This window comes from Mesorhizobium sp. M9A.F.Ca.ET.002.03.1.2, from assembly GCF_003952365.1.
In the GTDB taxonomy this organism is placed as follows: domain Bacteria; phylum Pseudomonadota; class Alphaproteobacteria; order Rhizobiales; family Rhizobiaceae; genus Mesorhizobium.
This window is the reverse complement of the sequence record NZ_CP034443.1, coordinates 2,570,510-2,589,340: the sequence shown is the minus strand read 5'-3', so window position 1 is coordinate 2,589,340 and position 18,831 is coordinate 2,570,510. Positions and strand designations below refer to the sequence as shown.

The 18,831-nt window shown below is 57.0% G+C and carries 13 protein-coding genes and 1 pseudogene; 1 reads left to right on the top strand and 13 read right to left on the bottom strand.

From position 1 onward, the window contains the following. Window positions 1–189: 189 nt before the first annotated feature. The 6 genes from EJ066_RS12610 to EJ066_RS12585 form a co-directional block, all read right to left on the bottom strand. Window positions 190–1,227: an ABC transporter ATP-binding protein gene (locus EJ066_RS12610; RefSeq protein ID WP_126038187.1), complete on the bottom strand. Its 1,038-nt coding sequence runs from the start codon at window positions 1,225–1,227 to the stop codon at window positions 190–192. 54 nt (window positions 1,228–1,281) lie between these two features. Further along, window positions 1,282–2,082 (bottom strand): ABC transporter permease, encoded by an 801-nt coding sequence (locus tag EJ066_RS12605; RefSeq protein WP_126038185.1) that lies wholly within the window; start codon window positions 2,080–2,082, stop codon window positions 1,282–1,284. Continuing rightward, a complete protein-coding gene (locus EJ066_RS12600; RefSeq protein WP_126038183.1) occupies window positions 2,079–2,924 on the bottom strand; it encodes an ABC transporter permease in 846 nt (281 codons plus the stop codon). Before EJ066_RS12600 ends, EJ066_RS12605 begins: the two co-directional genes overlap by 4 nt. A gap of 117 nt (window positions 2,925–3,041) precedes the next feature. Beyond that, a complete protein-coding gene (locus tag EJ066_RS12595) occupies window positions 3,042–4,088 on the bottom strand; it encodes an extracellular solute-binding protein (RefSeq protein WP_126038180.1) in 1,047 nt (348 codons plus the stop codon). A 558-nt stretch (window positions 4,089–4,646) separates the two neighbouring features. Continuing rightward, entirely contained in the window at window positions 4,647–5,831 is a 1,185-nt protein-coding gene (locus tag EJ066_RS12590) for a CaiB/BaiF CoA-transferase family protein (protein WP_126038177.1), read from the bottom strand. Further along, a complete protein-coding gene (locus EJ066_RS12585) occupies window positions 5,828–7,111 on the bottom strand; it encodes a methylaspartate ammonia-lyase (RefSeq protein WP_126038175.1) in 1,284 nt (427 codons plus the stop codon). The genes EJ066_RS12590 and EJ066_RS12585 overlap by 4 nt, the downstream gene beginning before the upstream one ends. A gap of 234 nt (window positions 7,112–7,345) precedes the next feature. Here EJ066_RS12585 and EJ066_RS12580 point away from each other — a divergent pair, with 234 nt between their 5' ends. Beyond that, on the top strand, window positions 7,346–8,287 hold the full coding sequence (locus EJ066_RS12580) for a LysR family transcriptional regulator (RefSeq protein WP_126038172.1): 942 nt from the start codon (window positions 7,346–7,348) through the stop codon (window positions 8,285–8,287). A gap of 32 nt (window positions 8,288–8,319) precedes the next feature. On the opposite strand, the pseudogene EJ066_RS12575 reads toward EJ066_RS12580, so the two are convergent. From EJ066_RS12575 to EJ066_RS12545, 7 genes and pseudogenes are all read right to left on the bottom strand, one after another. After that, a pseudogene (locus EJ066_RS12575) lies at window positions 8,320–9,186 on the bottom strand (IS3 family transposase); the annotation flags it as partial. A 513-nt stretch (window positions 9,187–9,699) separates the two neighbouring features. Beyond that, on the bottom strand, window positions 9,700–10,758 hold the full coding sequence (locus EJ066_RS12570) for an amidase family protein (RefSeq protein WP_245455130.1): 1,059 nt from the start codon (window positions 10,756–10,758) through the stop codon (window positions 9,700–9,702). A 379-nt stretch (window positions 10,759–11,137) separates the two neighbouring features. Next, the gene (locus EJ066_RS12565; protein ID WP_126038166.1) at window positions 11,138–13,201 is read right to left on the bottom strand and encodes an ABC transporter ATP-binding protein; all 2,064 of its coding nucleotides are present in this window, start codon (window positions 13,199–13,201) and stop codon (window positions 11,138–11,140) included. Further along, window positions 13,194–14,051, bottom strand: coding sequence for an ABC transporter permease (locus tag EJ066_RS12560; protein WP_126038163.1), 858 nt, complete (start codon window positions 14,049–14,051; stop codon window positions 13,194–13,196). The genes EJ066_RS12565 and EJ066_RS12560 overlap by 8 nt, the downstream gene beginning before the upstream one ends. Then, window positions 14,044–15,000, bottom strand: coding sequence for an ABC transporter permease (locus tag EJ066_RS12555; protein WP_126038160.1), 957 nt, complete (start codon window positions 14,998–15,000; stop codon window positions 14,044–14,046). The genes EJ066_RS12560 and EJ066_RS12555 overlap by 8 nt, the downstream gene beginning before the upstream one ends. A 91-nt stretch (window positions 15,001–15,091) precedes the next feature. Continuing rightward, entirely contained in the window at window positions 15,092–16,756 is a 1,665-nt protein-coding gene (locus EJ066_RS12550; protein WP_126038157.1) for an ABC transporter substrate-binding protein, read from the bottom strand. Between the two features lie 782 nt (window positions 16,757–17,538). Continuing rightward, window positions 17,539–18,789 carry a serine hydrolase gene (locus tag EJ066_RS12545; protein WP_126038154.1) on the bottom strand — a complete coding sequence of 417 codons (1,251 nt, stop codon included), beginning with the start codon at window positions 18,787–18,789 and terminating at the stop codon, window positions 17,539–17,541. Window positions 18,790–18,831 lie beyond the last annotated feature (42 nt).

The following is an 18,831-nucleotide window of genomic DNA, read 5'->3' as shown; positions in this document are numbered from 1 at the left end:
GATACTAGAGGGCTGAAGTGTCTATGCATCGTGGCGCCCTCGCCGGCCGTATACCCCAATCCGGCCAAGCCCACTTACTACGCGCAGCCGTTCGCCGGTCCCCTTTGGTGCGGTCGCTCGCCCTAGTCCGTGGGTCTTGCCGTGGTGGGTGATCCGATGATCCGACTCCTCAGCCTTGAAAATTCACTCCTACCCAGGAAGGCGCCTAACTCCCTTGGAATTGATACTTATCGCAATTCGCTCATTCACCTTTGGAGCCCGTCCGTGTGGATAATGAGCCTCCATCAGCACTTCCTGGCCCGAAACATCCAGCCGAAGGCGGCAGAGAGAGCCATGGTAGTTGCTCGATGTCACCCGCGCCTCAAATGCATGTGCTTGACCAGGAATCTCCACAGGCTTCACGTGTTCGGGCCGCACAATGACGGTAGCAGGGCCTGGACCGGCGTCTACTGGCAACCGAATGCTATCGCCGACGGAAAACTCGCCTTGTCCATTTACCATGCCATCAAAGATCGAACACCATCCAATGAACTCTGCGACGAAACGTGTTGCTGGGGTCTCGTAAATCTCCGACGGTGTGCCTACCTGCTCTACACCCCCATTGCGCATCACCATAATCCGATCCGCAAACATCAGAGCTTCTTCCTGGTCGTGGGTTACGAACAACGTTGTGATTTGAATCCGCTTCAATAAGGAACGCAGATCCTCGCGTAAACGTACTCGCAACTGCGCATCGAGATTTGAGAAGGGTTCGTCGAGAAGTAGTACAGCAGGATTCATCGCGAGCGCGCGCGCAAGAGCCACTCGTTGCTGTTGCCCGCCAGACAATTCAGCTGGATATCGCCGAGAAAGATGTGCCAACTCAATCAATTCAAGCATTTCCTGGACGCGCTGTTCTCTCAACTTTGGAGGCTTGCCCAGGTTCTCAAGCCCGAACGCTATGTTTTGGGCAACAGTCATATGCGGAAATAGAGCATAGCTTTGGAACACCATCCCGGTGTCGCGCCGATATGGCGCCAAATCTGTGACCTCTTTGCCTTCGATCTCTACGGTCCCCGATGTCGGCTTGACAAAGCCAGCCACCATCCGAAGCGTGGTTGTCTTACCGCAGCCGGATGGACCCAGCAAACACAGCAACTCGCCTTTCTCCACATCAAGCGAGACCGATTCTACCGCAGCAGTAGCACCATACATTTTTGATATATTTTTTAGCGACACTACTGACATCTTCGCCCCGTTCTGCTTCGCACCCGTTTACATACGACAGCCTATGACCCATCTCTAGAATAGCTTATCCACTCCGATTACTCGTTCAATTATGAGTATGACTACTATAGTGACGGCAATCACTATGCTTGATACCGCAGCCACAATGGGCTCGTAGCTGTACTCTACGTAAGTGAAAATTTGCACCGGCAAAGTTACCGTTCCTGTGACCGCCAAAAAGGATGAAAGCGTTACGTTGCCAAAGGAGGTGACGAACGCAAACACTCCGGCGGTAATCAAGCTAGGCGCCAAAAGAGGCAGCGTTATCCTCCTGAACACACGAAATGGCCGCGCCCTAAGATTCATCGCGGCCTCCTCCAATGCACGGTTAAGAACCAGGAGGCCACCGATCATTGTGCGCACCACGTATGGCAACATTATCACCAGATGGCCAACAAAGAGCCCGACGAACGAGTTGCTGAGTCCCACCCAAGCAAGGAACTGTAGAAGTCCAAGGCCTAGAACGACAATAGGTACGATGAGCGGAGACAACACCAGAGATTGGAAAAGCGATGATCCCTTAAAGCGGTATCGAGCAATTGCGAAAGCGGCCGCAGTACCCAGTATTAGAACAACAATTGTGGCCACAATCGCCAATTGACTGCTTGTCCAGAGCGCAGACATAAATGGCGAACTGCTAAATGCAGCTTCATACCATCGCAACGAAAACCCACTTGGAAGGAAGCTCAAAGTGTCTTCACGTGTGAAGGATGCTAGAACTACGATGCCTGCTGGCGAAATCAGCATAACGTACACCGTGAAGCGAACGGCCAACCCTGCAACGCCCAACACAGTGTCGATAAGATCACTGTTCACTTTGCGATACTCCGGTGTCCCGTCAAGGTTTTTGCGGCAAGCGTGTTGGCAACACCCACGACCAAGCTAGTTACGGCTAGCATAACCACAGACAGCGCCGCCCCGAGCGGCCAATTCAGTCCGGTGACAACTTGCTCATAAATGATACTTCCCAGCATCTGCACTGATCCGCCGCCAACAAGTCGTGGAGTGATAAATGCAGATACGGTCAAAATGAAAACAAGGGTAAACCCCGTCATGATGCCCGGCATAGCAAGCGGAATAACAACGCGGCGAAACGTCGTAAATCTATTTGCGCGCAGATTCGCAGATGCGTGCTCCAGCACTGGATCGATTTTCGAGCATACGCTCATCACGGATAGTATCATGAACGGGAGAAACTGTTGCAATAGGACAAGCAGTACTGCGCCTTTTGTGTATAGAAGTCTAACCGGACTATCAACAGCGCCGATGCCGATAAGCAATTGATTTACGATGCCACTGCGGCCAAGAATAACAATCCAGCCGAACACGATAACTACAAGGCTGAGTGTCAGGGGCAAGATGACTAGAATCAGTCGTGATCGGCGTTTGTTTGCAGGTAAACGCGCCAGTGAGTACCCTACCGGAAATCCGACCAGTAGGCTGCCGACGGAGACGACCAATCCATAAACAATAGTCTCAACCAAGACGATTTGATAGAAGGGATCAAGTGCAACTTCTAGGTACTGTTCAAGAGAGAACCCCTCTGCACCGAACGATCGCACACCAGGGTAAAAGCTGGTGCGAATGACTCCTGCGAGAGGGACGATCATAAAGAGCAGCAACAGACCTACACTGGGCGTGATCAGCCATACCCACACTGTGGATCGTTTATCGCGGGCTTTAAACCTGACCAATGACCGGTTTTGCAACTCAAATTCCTGCTTGCCAGAACTGCTAATCAAAAAGGACGGGGCAGGCTTGAGCGCCCGCCACGCCTACCGCATCTCGCGGTTGAATTGGGCGATCCATTCGCTCCTGTATGCGGCAACCTTCTGCCAGTCGACCGGCTGGAGGTTTTGAAGACCATTTTCTCCGTATGGAATCATGTTCGCAGCAACGTCTGGCGGCAATTGTACGCGGGTGGTTGGCACATAGCCAAAGAACCTGGACATCTCTGTCATAAATGGCCCGGTCAGCAGTTGTTCAAGGTACGCCTTTACGGCCTCCGGATGCTTTGTTCCCTTGACTGGATTTATATACGAACGGAGCCCATACAGGCCCTCAACCGGTACGATTAGCGACATCGGTTTCCCTGCCCTCTGCATTGAAAATACGCGCCCATCCCAAAAGGGGCCTGCCAGCGCTTCTTCCTGTTCGAATAGCTGAAGCAGATTTACCGTGGACGCAGTGGTCGAGGTGATGTTTGGCTTGATCCTGCGGAGTGCCTCGAAGCCAGGGCCGACGTTGTCTTCGCTGCCGCCGTTCGCCTTGGCCAGCGCAAGCAAAAACAGCACCCCACCCCCGTTCTCCAAATTTAAGGTTGCAACGCGCCCCTCAAGGTCTGGTCGCGCAAGATCTGCATATGACTCAACTGGCGGGTCAACCAACTTTGTATTATGGGTCAGAACCATCGATGATGCAGACATCGGGATACCGTGGTCCCCAAACTCTCGAATATTTGGGGACAGCATTGCAATCAGATCGGCATCCAAATCCGTAGGCGTTATAGCCTCGGCCTTGATCAAATCCGGCATATTTGGACTATCAGCCATGATCAGATCGAAAGGAGGATTGGCGGGCGACGCAAGAATTCTCGCAGTTGCCGCTGCCGCAGTGGACGGAGTGTGCATAACCGTTAGGCCTGTCTGCTCTTCCAGGGGCTTTGCAACGGTCTCGACGAGGATTCGATCGTAGTCCCCCCCATATCCGTTGATATTCAGCGTGATCCCCTCAAATCGCTTTTCCTGACCCCAAGCGATGTTTGGTAGAGCGAGGCCGCTGGTCGCGAGTGCCAAGGATTGCAGAAAAGAGCGGCGTTTCATTGTATTTTCCCTTTTCTAACGTATCGCGAGGGTGGCATGCGAAGCCGACATCCTGCATAAGAAGGCCAATTCTCACTTCTCACAAACAGAGAATGTAGATCGGGGGCATCTCGCCGGGAGATGGGGAAGCTTGCGAGCCGACCAAACACCCACGCAGGGAGTATTTTTTGCAGAGCCTTGCTGCAACTGGCGGTTAGGCAGTTCGAGTTTCTGGCTGGGTACTCAGGGAATGTGGTCAGCACTTACTAGTCAGGTAGTCCGCTGATCGTCTCGAACAGTTGACGAGACGTGCAAACTGTCTCCGCTCGGTCGAGTGACGGATGGCCACGTAGTCACGCGTATCGTTCTGCTTCCGGTTAGTGCTGCCAATCGTATTGGGAACCTCCTTCCCGCTGACGGATGATGAGGCGGTGTCCAATGTGCGGTAGCGGTCACGCGGCAGAGTATCTGCCGCAAAGCCGAGGAAGCAGGATGTCAATCGCAAAGCAGTCCAGCTGCGAACTTCGACCACAGGGCTCCCCACCAAGTGAAGTCCAAAGTCACCAATCAACCCCAACCTTAACAAGTTCGACTTGCACGGGAATCGTTTGCGCTAGTTGGTCGAGCGGTATTCGTGGAGGCGCCGAACTCTTTGCGCAAAGCCTCAGAATGGGCTCCCATGGCGGGAACGGGTCGCAACAGCGGAGCTTTTTCTCCGTCAAAGATCGCCGCGGGCGCAATCATTTCGATTACTCCCGACGGCGTTGCGACCGATAGCCGTCGCAGATGTGGATGTTTGGAGACGTGCTCTACTTGGTTGAGGCGTCCGTAGGCCAAACCTGCCGCCTCCAATTCGGTCATTGCTTCGTCGCTCGATAATTCGGCGAAGCGCTGGACAACAATCTCATCCAACGCCGCCCGGTTGCCGAGCCGCTTCATATTATCTGCAAAATCTGGACGGCGGGTAAGTTCAGGCTGCTTGAGAAACTTGGCGCAGAAGTTGGCCCATTCTCGGTCATTCTGGACGGAGAAAATGACGTCCTTCCCATCAGCGCAACGGTAGGCCCCATACGGCGCGAGAGAGGGGTGATTTACCCCCGCTCTCATCGTTTGGTAGGCACTGTAATCAAACTGCAGCACCGGAACGTTCATCCAGTCGGCCACGGCGTCAAAGAGCGAGACCTGAATCCCGGTTCCCCTGCCAGTGCGCTCACGTTGGAAAAGCGCTTGCAGGATCGCGCTGTGTGCAGTCATGCCGGCCGAGATGTCACAAACCGAAACGCCAACCCGCGCCGGCCCATGCTTCGTCCCCGTTATGGCGCAAAGCCCTGTCTCTGCCTGCACGATAAGGTCGTATGCTTTCAAATGGGAATAAGCTCCAGCATCGCCAAACCCGGATATGTCGCAGGTTATCAAGCGAGGGAAGCGCTGACGAAGCTCGTCAGAACCAAAGCCGAACTTGTTGATACTGCTGGGCCTGAGATTTTGGATGAAAACATCGGCTCCAGCAACCATAGCGTCAAGAATCGCGCGATCCTCGTCTGCCGTCAGGTCAAGGCAGATCGACTCCTTTCCGCGGTTTAGCCATACAAAATACGCGCTCTGGCCTTGCACAAGCTTGTCGTAATTTCTTGCGAAGTCACCATTGGGGCGTTCGACCTTAATAACACGCGCGCCGGCATCAGCAAGCCGCGACGAGGCATAGGGAGCCGCCACCGCCTGCTCTACAGCAACAACAGTAATACCTTCGAGAGAACTGTTCATGCAGATTCCGCGTTGGCGTCCTGGACGTCGTTCCGGGAGCGTCGATAGTTGAGAGCGGCGAGCAGCCTGCTCTGCTCATTGCCGACAATAGAAATGCCTTCATCGACGCCCATCCCGGGCTTTGCCAGCATCATGTCAGCCTGTGTTGCCACTGCCACGTTCGCCGAGGCTCTTGCCGACAAGTCGGTCTCGGTGCAGCTGCCGCCGACATACGCCCATACGCCGTGTTCTTTGCAGGCCAGAACGGCCCAGGCCGTGTCGGCGATCGAACCGACGTCAGGCATCTTGATTTGAACTACATGTGCTGCTTTCGCTTCGGCGAAACGCCGGATGTCGTCAAGGGTGTTGCAGTGTTCGTCGACTACCAGACGGGCGTCGGAGCCCCGGGCGTCGAGAAGGTCGACAATTTTCGCGTACTCGTTTAGTTGCGCATCGGTTGACCCGAAGTCTGCCGGGCACTCGACATGCAGTCGGAAGCCGGGCACGTCATCTGCAAGCCGCGCCATGAAGTCCGCGATTTTTCCGGCTTCAAGCCCAATTTCCAGACCGATCCAGCCGTAGACGTCGAAGTGCAGGATAGGATGATACCCTGGCTCCCCGATTTCTGTTATCCGCCTCCCGACCCATTTCACGAACTCTCGGAATGTTGCTCCCGAGGGGCCGAACTTCTCCCGGGTGTTGATAAGCCCGTGCGGAAGCACATCGACGGACTTGAGGATCATCTTGTCGACGTTGATCTCCCTGGCATCTCCACTTTGGGCGTAGATGGGCACACGCCTCTCTGGCAGAGGCAGGGAAAACTCCGAGCAAATGACCTCGGCTAGGGTGGTCCGCGCAACGTGTGCGGCAGCACCGAGCAGCGCTTGGCTCACGCCATACTCGATCGCAAGCGGAAGCCGCTTTCCATCGTGATAGGCAAGGACATCGTCGCACGCACCCAGAAAATTCGACAAATCAGCGGATAAAAGTCGCGGAACAACGACAGATCTCGCGAGTGCTGCAATTGCGTCAGTCTGGAAAAGAGAGTCGCGACCGCCTGTGCCTGAATACTGAACACTCATCATGTCCCCCCAGACGATCGCATCGTCCGACAGGACAAGGCCAAGACTGACGGACCGGGAGGGCATTCGGATAGTTTCAAAGCCGGATGTCCGAGGTGCCCCTACATACCGGAAACCATCAGTGGCGACGCCTGCTCGAATCGCTGCTTGATCATCATAGAAAAAGCTACCATTTCCCGGCGCCAGGATAACATCTCTTACTTTGAGAGCAGTTGCCATGATAGCGCACCCAATTCTTCGACGTCGTTAATCAACTGTAGCGACTTCGAGGAAGCAGCGGTTCTGACGCGGCGGTGCCTCCCCCTTCGCGGTGCAGTATGCCCAGCGGGGCCGGATACACGCCAATATAAAATCGGCTTTCAAGCCATCTCGTTTCGAGATAATGTCGAGGATAGCCGTTGAGAACCCAACGGGTTCGGAACGTCACGAACAGCGGCTCCCCCAAGGGACACCATGGAACTGAGACAACTGAAATATTTCGTCGGCGTGGTGGATGCGGGTAGTTTCACCAAAGCTGCAGAACAATTGAACGTGGCACAGAGTGCGCTCAGTCACCATGTCCGACAGATGGAGGAAGCTTTCGGCACGCAGCTCCTGGTCCGCGAAAGAACCGGAGTGACGGCTACGACCGCCGGGACGAAACTTTTAGACCACGCACGCATGATCTTGCGCCAAGTCAAACTCGCCGAAGAGGAATTGACGAGCAAAGCGAAATCACCTGCCGGCGAAGTGACGATCGGGATACCGTCCGGTGCAGCGCGCGTCATGGTGACGGAACTCCTTGCGTTGGCCAGAGAACGCCTTCCGAAGGTTTCCCTCAAGATTGTCGAAGGGATGAGCGGGTTTATCGAAGAGTGGATGACTGCCGGTCGCTTCAATCTCGCGATCCTCTATAAGAACGGCGAGAGTATCGGCAACTCGACAGTGCTGGCCCGAGAAGAATTTTGCCTTGTGGTGCCTCCGAACCAGCCACCATTCGAAGACACGATCCGCCTGTGTGACCTGCATTTCTATCCCTTGGCTGTGCCGATGGGCGCCAACAACGTTCGCCGTTCCGTGGCGGACGTCGTGGCGCAGCACGGATGCACGCTGGATGTGCGATTTGAAGTCGATTCTCTGTCGACTATTGTCAGTATGGTGATGGATGGAAAAGCATATTCGATCTTGACCCCTTCGGCCATACAACGTGAGGTCTCTCTCGACCAAGTTCGAACTGTGCGAGTTGTCGATCCGGTGATTACCCGATCTGTAGTTCTCGCAGTGAATCCTAGGGACGAGCGGTCAGTGGAAGTCGCCGCAGTACGCACACTCATTCCCGAAGTTGTGCACCAGCTAGCTCAGAGCGGCAGATGGCCTTTGATTCTTCCGGCAGTTGAGCCGGCGCTCCACTCGTAACTGACTAAGCCTTGTGATCTTGCCCCCAGTTTCTATCCAGTTTTGAGTTCGTTTCCGGCGTGGGTTGTGCCCTGCTGGGCGGGTGAAGCGACGGGCGCTGGCCCGGAGCCTTTGGCATAGCGCAGCGCGAGCGACCGTCGCGGATTGAAGGTGCTGGCGAACTCTGCCGGGGTCTGCCAGGCGATTTGGGAGTGCGGCCGCGCGGTGTTGTAGTCGGCGTGCCACAGGGCGATGGCTACGCGCGCCTGAGCCAGCGAGGTGAACAGCGTCTCGTTGAGCAGTTCATCGCGCAGTCGGCCGTTGAAGCTCTCGATGAAGCCATTCTGCATCGGCTTGCCGGGCGCAATGTAATGCCATTCGACGCGGTTCTGATCCGCCCAGGCGAGGATGGCGTTCGAGGTGAACTCGCTGCCATTGTCGCTGACGATCATCCTGGGCCGGCCGCGCTCGGTGATGAGCCGGTCCAATTCGCGGGCAACCCGCATGCCCGAGAGAGACGTATCAACGACGAGTGACAGGCACTCTCTCGTGCAGTCGTCGACGACGGCCAGGATGCGGAAGCGGCGCCCGTCGGTGAGCTGGTCCGATACGAAGTCGAGCGACCAGCGCTCGTCGGGCCTCAGCGGCACCAGCATCGGCGCCCTGGTCCCGATCGCCCGCTTGCGGCCGCCACGGCGGCGAACGGCGAGCTTCTCCTCCCGATAGAGCCGGAACAGCTTCTTGTGGTTCACGACCAGGCCCTCCCGCCTCAGCATCACGAGAAGACGCCGGTAGCCGAACCGGCGACGCTCCTGCGCGATCGCCTTCATCGGCTCGCGAACCTCGCGGTCGTCCGGCCTGCTGGTCTCGTAGCGAACCGTCATGCGGCAACAGCCGATGGCTTTACACGCCCGCCGTTCCTCATGCCGAGGAGCCGCCTTGACATGTCGACTCTCGAGACACACGACAGGGAAGCCCACGTCGACCAGGTGTCCGCCGATCCACTCCGATGTCGCACCGGCTTCTAAGCCAACGCGGACGAGATCGTCCCGCCATCGCTGAAGTGCAGCCGTCACAGCATCCGGGTCACCGAGCACCTTCCCCTGCCACAGCATCTCGCCGGTCTCGGCGATAACGCAAATGGCTACCGCGTCGAGTGAAGTATCCAGTCCCGCATGAACGCTCATGCCGATCTCCTCTTGCCAGGTCGGTTCTGAGCATCAGACAAACGTCATGATCCGAAAAGGGGCCAGACGTTCAGGGAGCTGAACCGAACACCCCATCTCTTCAGAGAAGCGGCTACGTTTCATGTCCTGGTCCTCTCGATGGGCCAGAACGAACTTCAAACCGGATTAGATCAGAGGGGCAAGGTAACTAGCTCTTCGGCCCAAGGCGCTACCGCTTCGTCTGACGCAAGAATCTAATCAGCGATGTCAGCTTCTCCTTCTGCCTGCTCGACTATCGGGTAGGCGGTTCTTCCAAGGTCTGGCTTCCTCGATATCGCGTGCGACGCGAACCAGAGTGGCTTCGTCACCAAAGCGACCGACGATCTGAATTCCAATTGGTAGCCCAGCGGTGCTTTGTGCCACAGGTAGAGACACAGAAGGTTGTCCAGTGACATTGAATACGCCAGTGTACTGATAGAGCGCGGCATCCGCTTCCTTGAATTCCTCCGCGGAGAGCGTAGGGTTGATCGTACTGAAGATGCCGCCATGCGGCAGGGCCACCATTGGCATCGTTGGCGTAAGCAGGATATCATAAGGATCGACTGCCTCGCCGACGCGGAACCGCAGCCTCCTCAAGACCTCTTCGATGTCGCCTGAAGGACGCTGCGAACTCCGGCCGTATTCATAGATCTTCAGATTGATTGGCTCCAAAGTCTCCGCGTTGATCTCGCGACCAATAGTCTGCGCGGCTTCTTCGAGTGAAATGGCGAAATAACTTGACCCGGCGAGCATGACTCGCGTGTACTCACGGGACGCATATGGTGGCTCAACTTCGGTCACAAGGTGGCCCATTTCTTCGAGAAGTGAGGCAGTCGACTCCACTGCGCTCACAACTTCCGGATCGAGATCGACCGTACCCCACTTGGTTCTTGCCAGCCCTACCCGCAATTTGCCGGTGGGTCGCGAAAGCTCTTCTCTATAGGGACGGTTGGGCTGTACGATTATAAATGGGTCGCCCGGATGGGGACCTGAAAAGACGTCCAGGGCAGCCGCCATATCGCGGACCGTCCGGCATACAACAAACTGCCGACTTCGACCAAACGACGCGTCCCTGGTTCGCCCAATGGTTCGGAGTCCGGCCTTCTGGGCGCGACGGAAGAAATAGCTGTCGGTATCGGCACGGCAGCCCTTGAACAGACGGCTCCCTCTCTCTTGCAGGCGGCCAGTTTCGGTGGCTCCAACATCCTTGCGAAAGAACGGTACGCCATGGAAAATTCCTTCGTCCGCACCGGTAACAGTCTCGGCATCTGCATAGAATTCGATCACGGCGTTGATCCGCGAATTGACCTCGTCATGGGCCTCCCGAGCTAACCGCGTCAACTCTAAGGGCGATACTTCCCCTCTCCGCACAAGAGAGGCCAAACCGGTGGCATCATATTCTGTGTACTCGCTCAAAGTCATCCTAGTTTCCCTCAGCGGCTTCATATCGAAGACTCAAGTTATTTGTACTTCAGGCTAAATCGCGGTCGAGGGAGAACACGGTCTGGCCTGACGGTGAAACCGCCCCGCAAGCTGCCCAAACTGCTTGCGTTTCTGCGGATCCGACGCCCGGCTCGTCCGCGGGACAGGTATTGATTGGAGGTTCACTGGGAAACGTGCTCAACGAGCTGGCCGCTCTTTTGAAGCGTTTGTCCTTTGGCATACTTCATGAGAGGGTCGCGACCGAGGGGGCACTTTGCACCGAACGCCTCGTGCTAGCACCGCCCTTGTTTTGTAGCTGAATGCGCATGAGATCTTTCGCACTGATGTGGCAACGGATGAAGTGGCCGGGCTCGGCCTCGGTAACTGGCGGCTCGGACACCTCGCAGATCCCGCCAATCTTTCGCGGGCATCTGCTTTGGAAGACGCACCCGGGCGGCGGGTTGGCGGCGGAGGGACTCTCGCCGGTGAGGCGGATACGGTTGGTTTGAGTGCCTCCTATGCTCGGGACAGCGGAAAGAAGCGCCTCGGTATATGGATGGTTTGGCCCTCCGAATACACGCTCAGATGGTCCCATCTCCATAACTCGGCCCAGATAAAGGACCGCAATCCGGTCTGAGAGGTATCGCACGACCCCTAGGTCGTGGGAGATGAACACGTAACTTACCGCCCGGGCTGCTTGAAGCTCAGTGAGAAGGTTGAGGATTGCTGCCTGGACCGAAACGTCAAGCGCAGAAGTAGGCTCGTCGCAGACTACGACGCGAGGATCGCCAGCGAAGCTTCTCGCTATGGCCACGCGCTGCTTGAGCCCCCCAGAAAGTTGCCTCGGGCGCAAAGTTAGATGTCGAGGCGACAATCGGACCGCCTCAACAAGATTGTCGAGACGCTTAGCCAAGTCGGTTCCCCGAAAGCCTCCGAGCCTGCGCAGTGCGCGACCAATGATACGTGCGACGGAGTGGGAGCGGTTCAAGGCCGAGTCTGGGTTTTGGAACACGATCTGCACCGCCTTTACCTCGTCCTCCCGTCGCCGCTCGAGACTACCGGCGAGGGGTCTGCCGTCGAGCTCAATGCTTCCGCCGGGGTCGGGCGGTACCAAGCCCAGGAGCATTCGGGCGAGCGTGGTTTTGCCCGAGCCCGACTCACCAACCAGGCCGAGTGTTTCGCCTGCCTGCAAGCTTAGTGAAACGTCGGTTACCACTCGGATGGCATGGTTTCCTTGACCGTAGGTCTTCGAGAGATTGCTAACCCGAAGTATCTGCGCGGCTTCGGATGGAGGCTTCGGAAGTACGTCGCCAGCCTCTATGCTGGGCGGAAGGTTAGCCGCCCGATCCGGGTAGTGGCAACGCACGAGCCGGCCGCCGCAGTCCTGTAGTTCAGGGATTTCTGCGCGACAGCGGCCGTCGGCGAGAGGACAACGCTTGACAAAGGGACAGCCGGAAAGCTGCGCGCCGGGCGGAGGTAGGAAGCCCGGAATAGACTCAAGCAGCCCATGAGTTTTTGTCTGCCCAGCATGCGGCATGCAACGCAGAAGTGCGACAGTGTAGGGATGACTCGGTGAACCGAATATGTCGCGTGCAGGCCCTTCCTCCACAAGCATCCCGGCATAAAGGACCCCAACCCGGTCACACATTTTAGCCACTACCGCGAGATTGTGGCTGATGAATAGGATGGAGGCGCCGATTTCATTCCGCAGATCAGCGACAAGGTCGAGCACCTCGGCTTCTACGGTGACGTCAAGACCGGTGGTCGGCTCGTCAAGAATCAGCATTGTCGGATCGTTTGCCAGAGCCATGGCGATCGCGACTCGCTGCTGCATCCCGCCTGAAAGCTGATGAGGATAGCGCTGCATCACTGAATCAGGATCGGCGATCCGCACCTTCTTCAGCATTTCGACCGCGCGAGGTTCGCGCTCTGCCGGCGGTACCCCCATCACTTCAAACACCTCCGCTAGCTGGCGGCCCACCTTTAGCGAAGGATTGAGTGCTTTACCGGGATCTTGGTAGACCATCGAGACCTTTTTTGCGCGCAGGCTCCGAAGCGCTTCAGGCCCAAGCTGCATGACATCAGCACCGTCGAGGTTGACCGATCCGCCGGTAATCTTGCCGTTACGCGGAAGATAGCGCACAACAGTGAGTGCCACCGTGGATTTGCCACAGCCGCTTTCGCCGACTAGCCCGTAAGCCTCTCCCGGTGCAATTTGCAAACTGACGTCGCGCACCACGGCGTGCTCCCGCTCCCCAGACCGGTACCCGACAGAGAGGCGATCCAGGGAGAGAGTCGGTTTAGTCATTGAGTGCTCCTTGCAGCCCGTCGGCCACCAAATTTATCCCGATCACAAGGCTGGCAATGGCTAGCGCATCAAACACCACGGCCCACCAATAACCTCCGCTGATCATTGAGTAGTTGGTCGATATTGACAGCCCCCAGTCAGGTGATGGCGGCTGTAAGCCGAAACCGATGAAGCTCAGTGTGGCGACTGCAAAGATCGCATAGCCAAGACGCACCGTGAATTCGACGAGGATGGGAGGGAGTATGTTGGGAAGAATTTCGACGAACATGATGTGCATGGAATTCTCATGACGGAGCTTGGCAGCCGCGATGTAATCGAGTTCACGCTCTGCGAGAACAGTAGAGCGGACAGTGCGGGCGATAACAGGGGCGAAAGACAGACCGATGACGATGATCACCGTTGTTTCTGAGGTACCCAGCGCGACGATCGCAAGTAGCGCAACAATGACCGACGGCATCGCCATCATCGCTTCGTTAAAGCGCGAGACGACGTCGTCTACAACACCTCGAAAATAGCCGGTTAGAAGACCGAGTACTGTGCCAACACCAGTCGCCAAGATCGTCGCCAGAGGCGCTACTGTAAGAATGTCTCGCGAACCGACAATGACCCGGGAAAAAATGTCACGGCCTAGTTGGTCAGTCCCGAACCAATGTTCTGCAGAGGGAGGTGCCAGCGCATTCAAGATATCGTCAGCCAGCGGATCATACGGCACAAGGTGCCGGCCGAGAACGGTACAAAGCGCCCAAAAAAGAACTATCGTCATGCCCGTCACAAAGGAGCCGGAGACGAACAGCGCCGCGAACACTTCGTGGATACGGCGTTGGCGGTGACTAGCGTCAACATCAGTCATTCGCCGTCTCCATCTGAATACGTGGGTTGAGAATGGAGTACAGGATATCGGCGAGCAAAGTCGCCACGGCATAGGTGATGCCTATAATCAGTACGCCCGCCTCCAGCATTGCGAAATCCTTGGCCTTGGCTGCCCTGAAAATCAGCGATCCGATCCCTTGGTATCGGAACAGCGTCTCCACCACGATAAGGCCGCCTATAAGGTAACCGGTCTGGCTAGCTATGACCGTAATCGTGGGCAGCAGTGCGTTCCTTAGTACGTGCCGCCAGATGACACGGCGCCAAGTCAGCCCCTTGAGGACGGCAGTGCGAGTATAGTCCGAGTCGAGCGCTTCGATCATGCTTGCGCGCGTCATTCGGGCAATGTAGCCGAACAGGACGAGAACGAGCGGAATGGCGGGCAAGATCACATAGTAGAGTTGGGTTAGGGGGCCCGCACCTTCCGGCCAAGCAGCAGAAATCGGTAGCCAGCGCAGCCAAACGCCAAAGATCATTATCAGCACAACGCCACTAACGAATTCCGGCATCACGGTCGCCGACAGCCCCCCCATGCTAATAACTCTGTCGATTGGCCTGTCAGCATTTAGGGCAGCCAGCACTCCTCCTAGAATGCCGAGCGGAACGACGAGCATGAAGGCCACCAACGCAAGCTTTAATGAATTGCCGAGGGCCTGCACTATGAAGGGCGCGACGGGCACCCCATAGATGTATGACTGGCCCATGTCGCCTTGAAGGAAATGCCATATCCACGTGCCGTATTGCTCGACGATCGGTCGATCGAGGCCAAACTGGCGATTCAGCGCATCTACGGCCTCCTGATCGGCCAAAGGGCCAAGGATAGTTCGGCCCACATTGCCGGGCAGAACCTGTCCGACAAAGAACACGAGGAGGCTCAGCAAAAACAGCGTGGTCAACGAAAAGGCGAAGCGCCTACCTAGGAAACGGCTCATTGGATCGTGCCCGGATGAGGTGGCGGAAAGATTGCTAATTCGGTCGGCCTGGTGACCAAGGCCGACCGACCGCGCATGTGCCTTACCCGCATTATGCCTTGCCCGCCTCCTGCAGGAAAAGTTGCCCCATGGCGGTCGGTTGGACGCCTACGATATGTTTCGCCATCGCTGTCAGATGGTCGAAGAAATAACCGTAGAGCACCGGCGTCTCCTCAAGCAAAAGCCGCTGGATTTGCCCTGCAACTTGGCGCTGCGATTCCAGATCAAGAGTTCCGATGTAGGATTTGGCCAGGGCGTCATATTCTCTGTTCTGGAGATTTGCTGAATTCCAAGAGCCGTCGCTTGTGAGTATCGCTGTTAAAAAGACGTTCGGCACCCCGCGGTGGCCGAAGTCAGCTATACCCATGACCGAGTCCCGCCACGGCGATTTGCCTCTTACCGCATCGCCGTAGAAAACATTCCGGTCCATAATGTCCAAAGTCAGATCGATGCCGATCTCCTTTACCCAGCGCTGGATCAGCTGCGCATAGGCCGGGATTTCCAGATACTGCTCGGTTGTAAGCGCTACTTGGAAGCCATTCTCCTTCCCTGCCGCCTTCATCAGTTCTCTGGCCTTTCGGATGTCCTGCTTGCGCTGCGGCACGCTCGGGTCCGCGGAGGGATAGACCGAGGCGAGGGGACTGTCGTTCCCGATAATGGCACGGTCTTTCATTAGACCCGTCTTGAGCTTTTCGCGGTCGAGACATAGGGACACCGCCTGACGGACGCGCGGGTCCTTGAACACCTCACTGTCGCATTGCATGTGAACTGGCTGATGCGCGGAAGACTTTATGGTCATAACGTTGACGCTAGGATCGTTCAGTAGCGCCACGCCGGCGAGCGCGGGAAGCTTGTTGATTATGTCTACCTCTCCAGCCTGCAACGCGAGTATTTGAGGCTGGATATCAGCGAAGAAGGTAAATTCTGTCCTTGCTGGCAGCGACTTACGTCCCCAGTACTCTTCATTCCGGATGAAGCTCGCGCCCACATTTCGGGTGTATTTGTGCAGTCTAAACGGTCCGGTACCGTCCCAAGCCGTCTCGTAGTGCCCGGGATAGCTGGCAGGCAGAATGATCGCATTATAGTTGTCTGACGAAACCAGGTAAGGAAAGTTGCCGTTCGGACCGTTGAGATGGAACTCGACGGTGTAATCGTCCACTTTGCGAGTAGCGCCCGACTGAAGGATGCCCTTGAACACCGAAAGTGCGTTCGAGGAATTCTTGGGATCAGCCAGGCGGTCCATGGTGGCGACGACATCGTCAGCTCTCATCTCGCCGCCAGAATGAAATTTGACGCCCTTGCGCAACGTGAAGGTCCAGACGGAGCCGTCCTCATTGGACTTCCAGCTTGTCGCAAGCGAGGGCCTTAGCAGCAAGTCGGGCCCATCCACGCAGAGGAACTCGCCGACCTGCTGGAGCATCAGGAACGCACCATAGTCACCCACCAGGACAGGGTCGATCTCCGCCTCCGGCGCTGTGCAGGCAACCCGAATGGTTGCGCCTGGCTGGCCCGCGGCCCGAGCTACGGACGGCGCGGCGCCCAAGCCAGTTGCCAGCCCGACCCGGCCAAGAAAGGGCAGCGACAGGCCAAGCAAACTGCCATGCCGCAAAAATTCGCGACGACTTACGCGACCATCGACGTACCCATCTATTAAGTGGTTTTCGGGAGGCGTAAGGCCAGCGCGAAGATTGTCGAGCCAACTAGCATTTCGTGTCATTGACGTTCCCTTCCTTATTTCTCTTTATCTGTCTTCACTGACGTCTGACTGCTCTTGTCGGCGGAGGCGAATGTATCACCTTCAATGCGTGTACTTGACAGCGACTCGCCCGGAATTCGACTATGGTCATCGGCTTCATTGGTCCGCACTAGTTTAACCGATCGATCGAACAGCCGACGCCGCAGGCAAGTGCTGTTCGGTCCGTCGACCGTCAAATATGGGTCCCTATTGGTCAAATACTGTTTCACTATTTTTGCTATCTCGCAGCCAGATAGATCTTGGAAGACGGTGACGCCCGCCTGCGTCTCTCTTGCTCTCTTGATTGAGTTCGAGCTTGAACGGCGCAAGAGTAAGCCCTTTGACACCATGCGCTCAGAGGCCGAGCGGGCGATGAAGCGCGCGTCGTTGTCCCGCCGCCGGGCCGGTGGACTAAGAAATGGCGCTCACGGATGGGGACCCCTCCCTCCGCTATCGACGAGGTAGCCTGGCCAACATGGAGCAAGATAAAATACTCCCGCCCGGTTTCGTCCAAACACAAGCCTTGAAGCGGCAGATCCTCGGCCGTCGACTGGACGCTGCGGTGCCTGCGCCAATAGCTTTTTCACGGGGCTCGACGAGTCCTTCGAGCTAAGATTGCTTTTTGAGGCGTTCCGAGCGCAAGCAGATCCAAAAGGCGATCAGAACGTCATCGGCGTTTCGACCACAATCGGTACGAATGCTCAAATTCTTCCCAACGTCTCTGGAATCTGGACTGCTCGACGCGAGCGTGCCCGTCGTGCGGGCTATGCACGCAGCATCCGCCCCAGTGCCAGCATTTGCGGGACAGTGATCGAGTCATTCCCAGCATTTGTCAGCAGCGGGTGCGACGCGAAGCGGGCGACCACCATCTCCGCCCTCGGCGCGACATATAGGCGCTGACCGTACATGCCCCGAGCTTCCAAGGCACCCAGCTCGTTGTGTGTCACCCACCACTGGCTGCGATACGAACAGCCGGGCTGCGGCACATTGGGGCACTTCTCGGACTCAACGCCCTTTTGCACCTCGTATACGACGGACGCGGGAATGAGCTGCTTTCCATTCCACTCGCCTTCGCGACGCATCAGCTCGCCGAAGCGCGCCAAGTCACGCAAGGTAGAGCTCAGGCCGCCGCAGACCATCGGCATGCCTCCCGAGTCGACGACAATGTAGGCATTCTCCTCGCAGCCCAGCGGCGCCCAAAGGCGCTCGTGCAGGAGCTGCGCGAACGAGCGGCCGGTCGCGCGCGCCATCACCCAAGCCATGACCTCCGTGTCAACGCACTTGTACGAGAACCGTTCGCCGTGCGCGCCTTCCTTGCGTATTGTGCGCAGATAGTCGCACAAAGTTTGCGGGCCGACGTAGCCGGGCGGCCGCCACCGATAGCCCACGGCTCGGCCAAACGCCCGAACACCAGAATGCTCGTCCGTATAATCACCTGTGTAGGCTAGACCCGTCTGCATATCCATTACCTGGCGCAGCGTAGCATCCTCCCAAGCGGTGCCGCGCAACTCGGGCAGGTAATACGAGATTACCTTACCCTCATCGAGCACGCCTTCGTGCACGAACGCTGCGGCAAGCGTGCCAGCGTACGATTTTGTGACCGACTGACACGAATGCGGAAGGTGCGGCTGAAGCGCGCCAAAATAGCGCTCATATACAATGCGGCCGCGGTGCAGCACCACGATGCCGTCGGTGTAGGTGTCGAACAGCGCCTCATCGAACCGGCGGCTACGCTCGTTCGGCTGGACGAAGGTGATCGCGTCGATGTCGGCCGCCTTCTCACTACGATCGAGCGGCGAAGGCCGCGCCTCCCCGCGCGACACATTCACAGTCGCCAAAAACTCGCGCATGTGTGACAGCGACCAGCGCCTCTGCGGGAACTCGAGAAAATTGTCACCTTCACGGTTAATGCGCTTGTCCGCGGGCGGCGGTGCACCACACATCCAGCCGAGTTTGCGCGGATCGGACGCGCGGCCGTCGAGATAGCGCTGTCCGTCGAATTCGAGCATACCCATCAAGAGACCCCCAGCCTCACGTTTGTCTATCGCAACCAGCGC

What these genes read in the sequence shown, in the direction of transcription:
- EJ066_RS12610 (WP_126038187.1), bottom strand. Translation starts at nt 1,227, where the DNA reads ATGTCAGTAGTGTCGCTAAAAAATATATCAAAAATGTATGGTGCTACT.
- EJ066_RS12595 (WP_126038180.1), bottom strand. Translation starts at nt 4,088, where the DNA reads ATGAAACGCCGCTCTTTTCTGCAATCCTTGGCACTCGCGACCAGCGGC.
- EJ066_RS12590 (WP_126038177.1), bottom strand. Translation starts at nt 5,831, where the DNA reads ATGAACAGTTCTCTCGAAGGTATTACTGTTGTTGCTGTAGAGCAGGCG.
- EJ066_RS12585 (WP_126038175.1), bottom strand. Translation starts at nt 7,111, where the DNA reads ATGGCAACTGCTCTCAAAGTAAGAGATGTTATCCTGGCGCCGGGAAAT.
- EJ066_RS12580 (WP_126038172.1), top strand. Translation starts at nt 7,346, where the DNA reads ATGGAACTGAGACAACTGAAATATTTCGTCGGCGTGGTGGATGCGGGT.
- EJ066_RS12565 (WP_126038166.1), bottom strand. Translation starts at nt 13,201, where the DNA reads ATGACTAAACCGACTCTCTCCCTGGATCGCCTCTCTGTCGGGTACCGG.
- EJ066_RS12560 (WP_126038163.1), bottom strand. Translation starts at nt 14,051, where the DNA reads ATGACTGATGTTGACGCTAGTCACCGCCAACGCCGTATCCACGAAGTG.
- EJ066_RS12555 (WP_126038160.1), bottom strand. Translation starts at nt 15,000, where the DNA reads ATGAGCCGTTTCCTAGGTAGGCGCTTCGCCTTTTCGTTGACCACGCTG.
- EJ066_RS12550 (WP_126038157.1), bottom strand. Translation starts at nt 16,756, where the DNA reads ATGACACGAAATGCTAGTTGGCTCGACAATCTTCGCGCTGGCCTTACG.
- EJ066_RS12545 (WP_126038154.1), bottom strand. Translation starts at nt 18,789, where the DNA reads ATGGGTATGCTCGAATTCGACGGACAGCGCTATCTCGACGGCCGCGCG.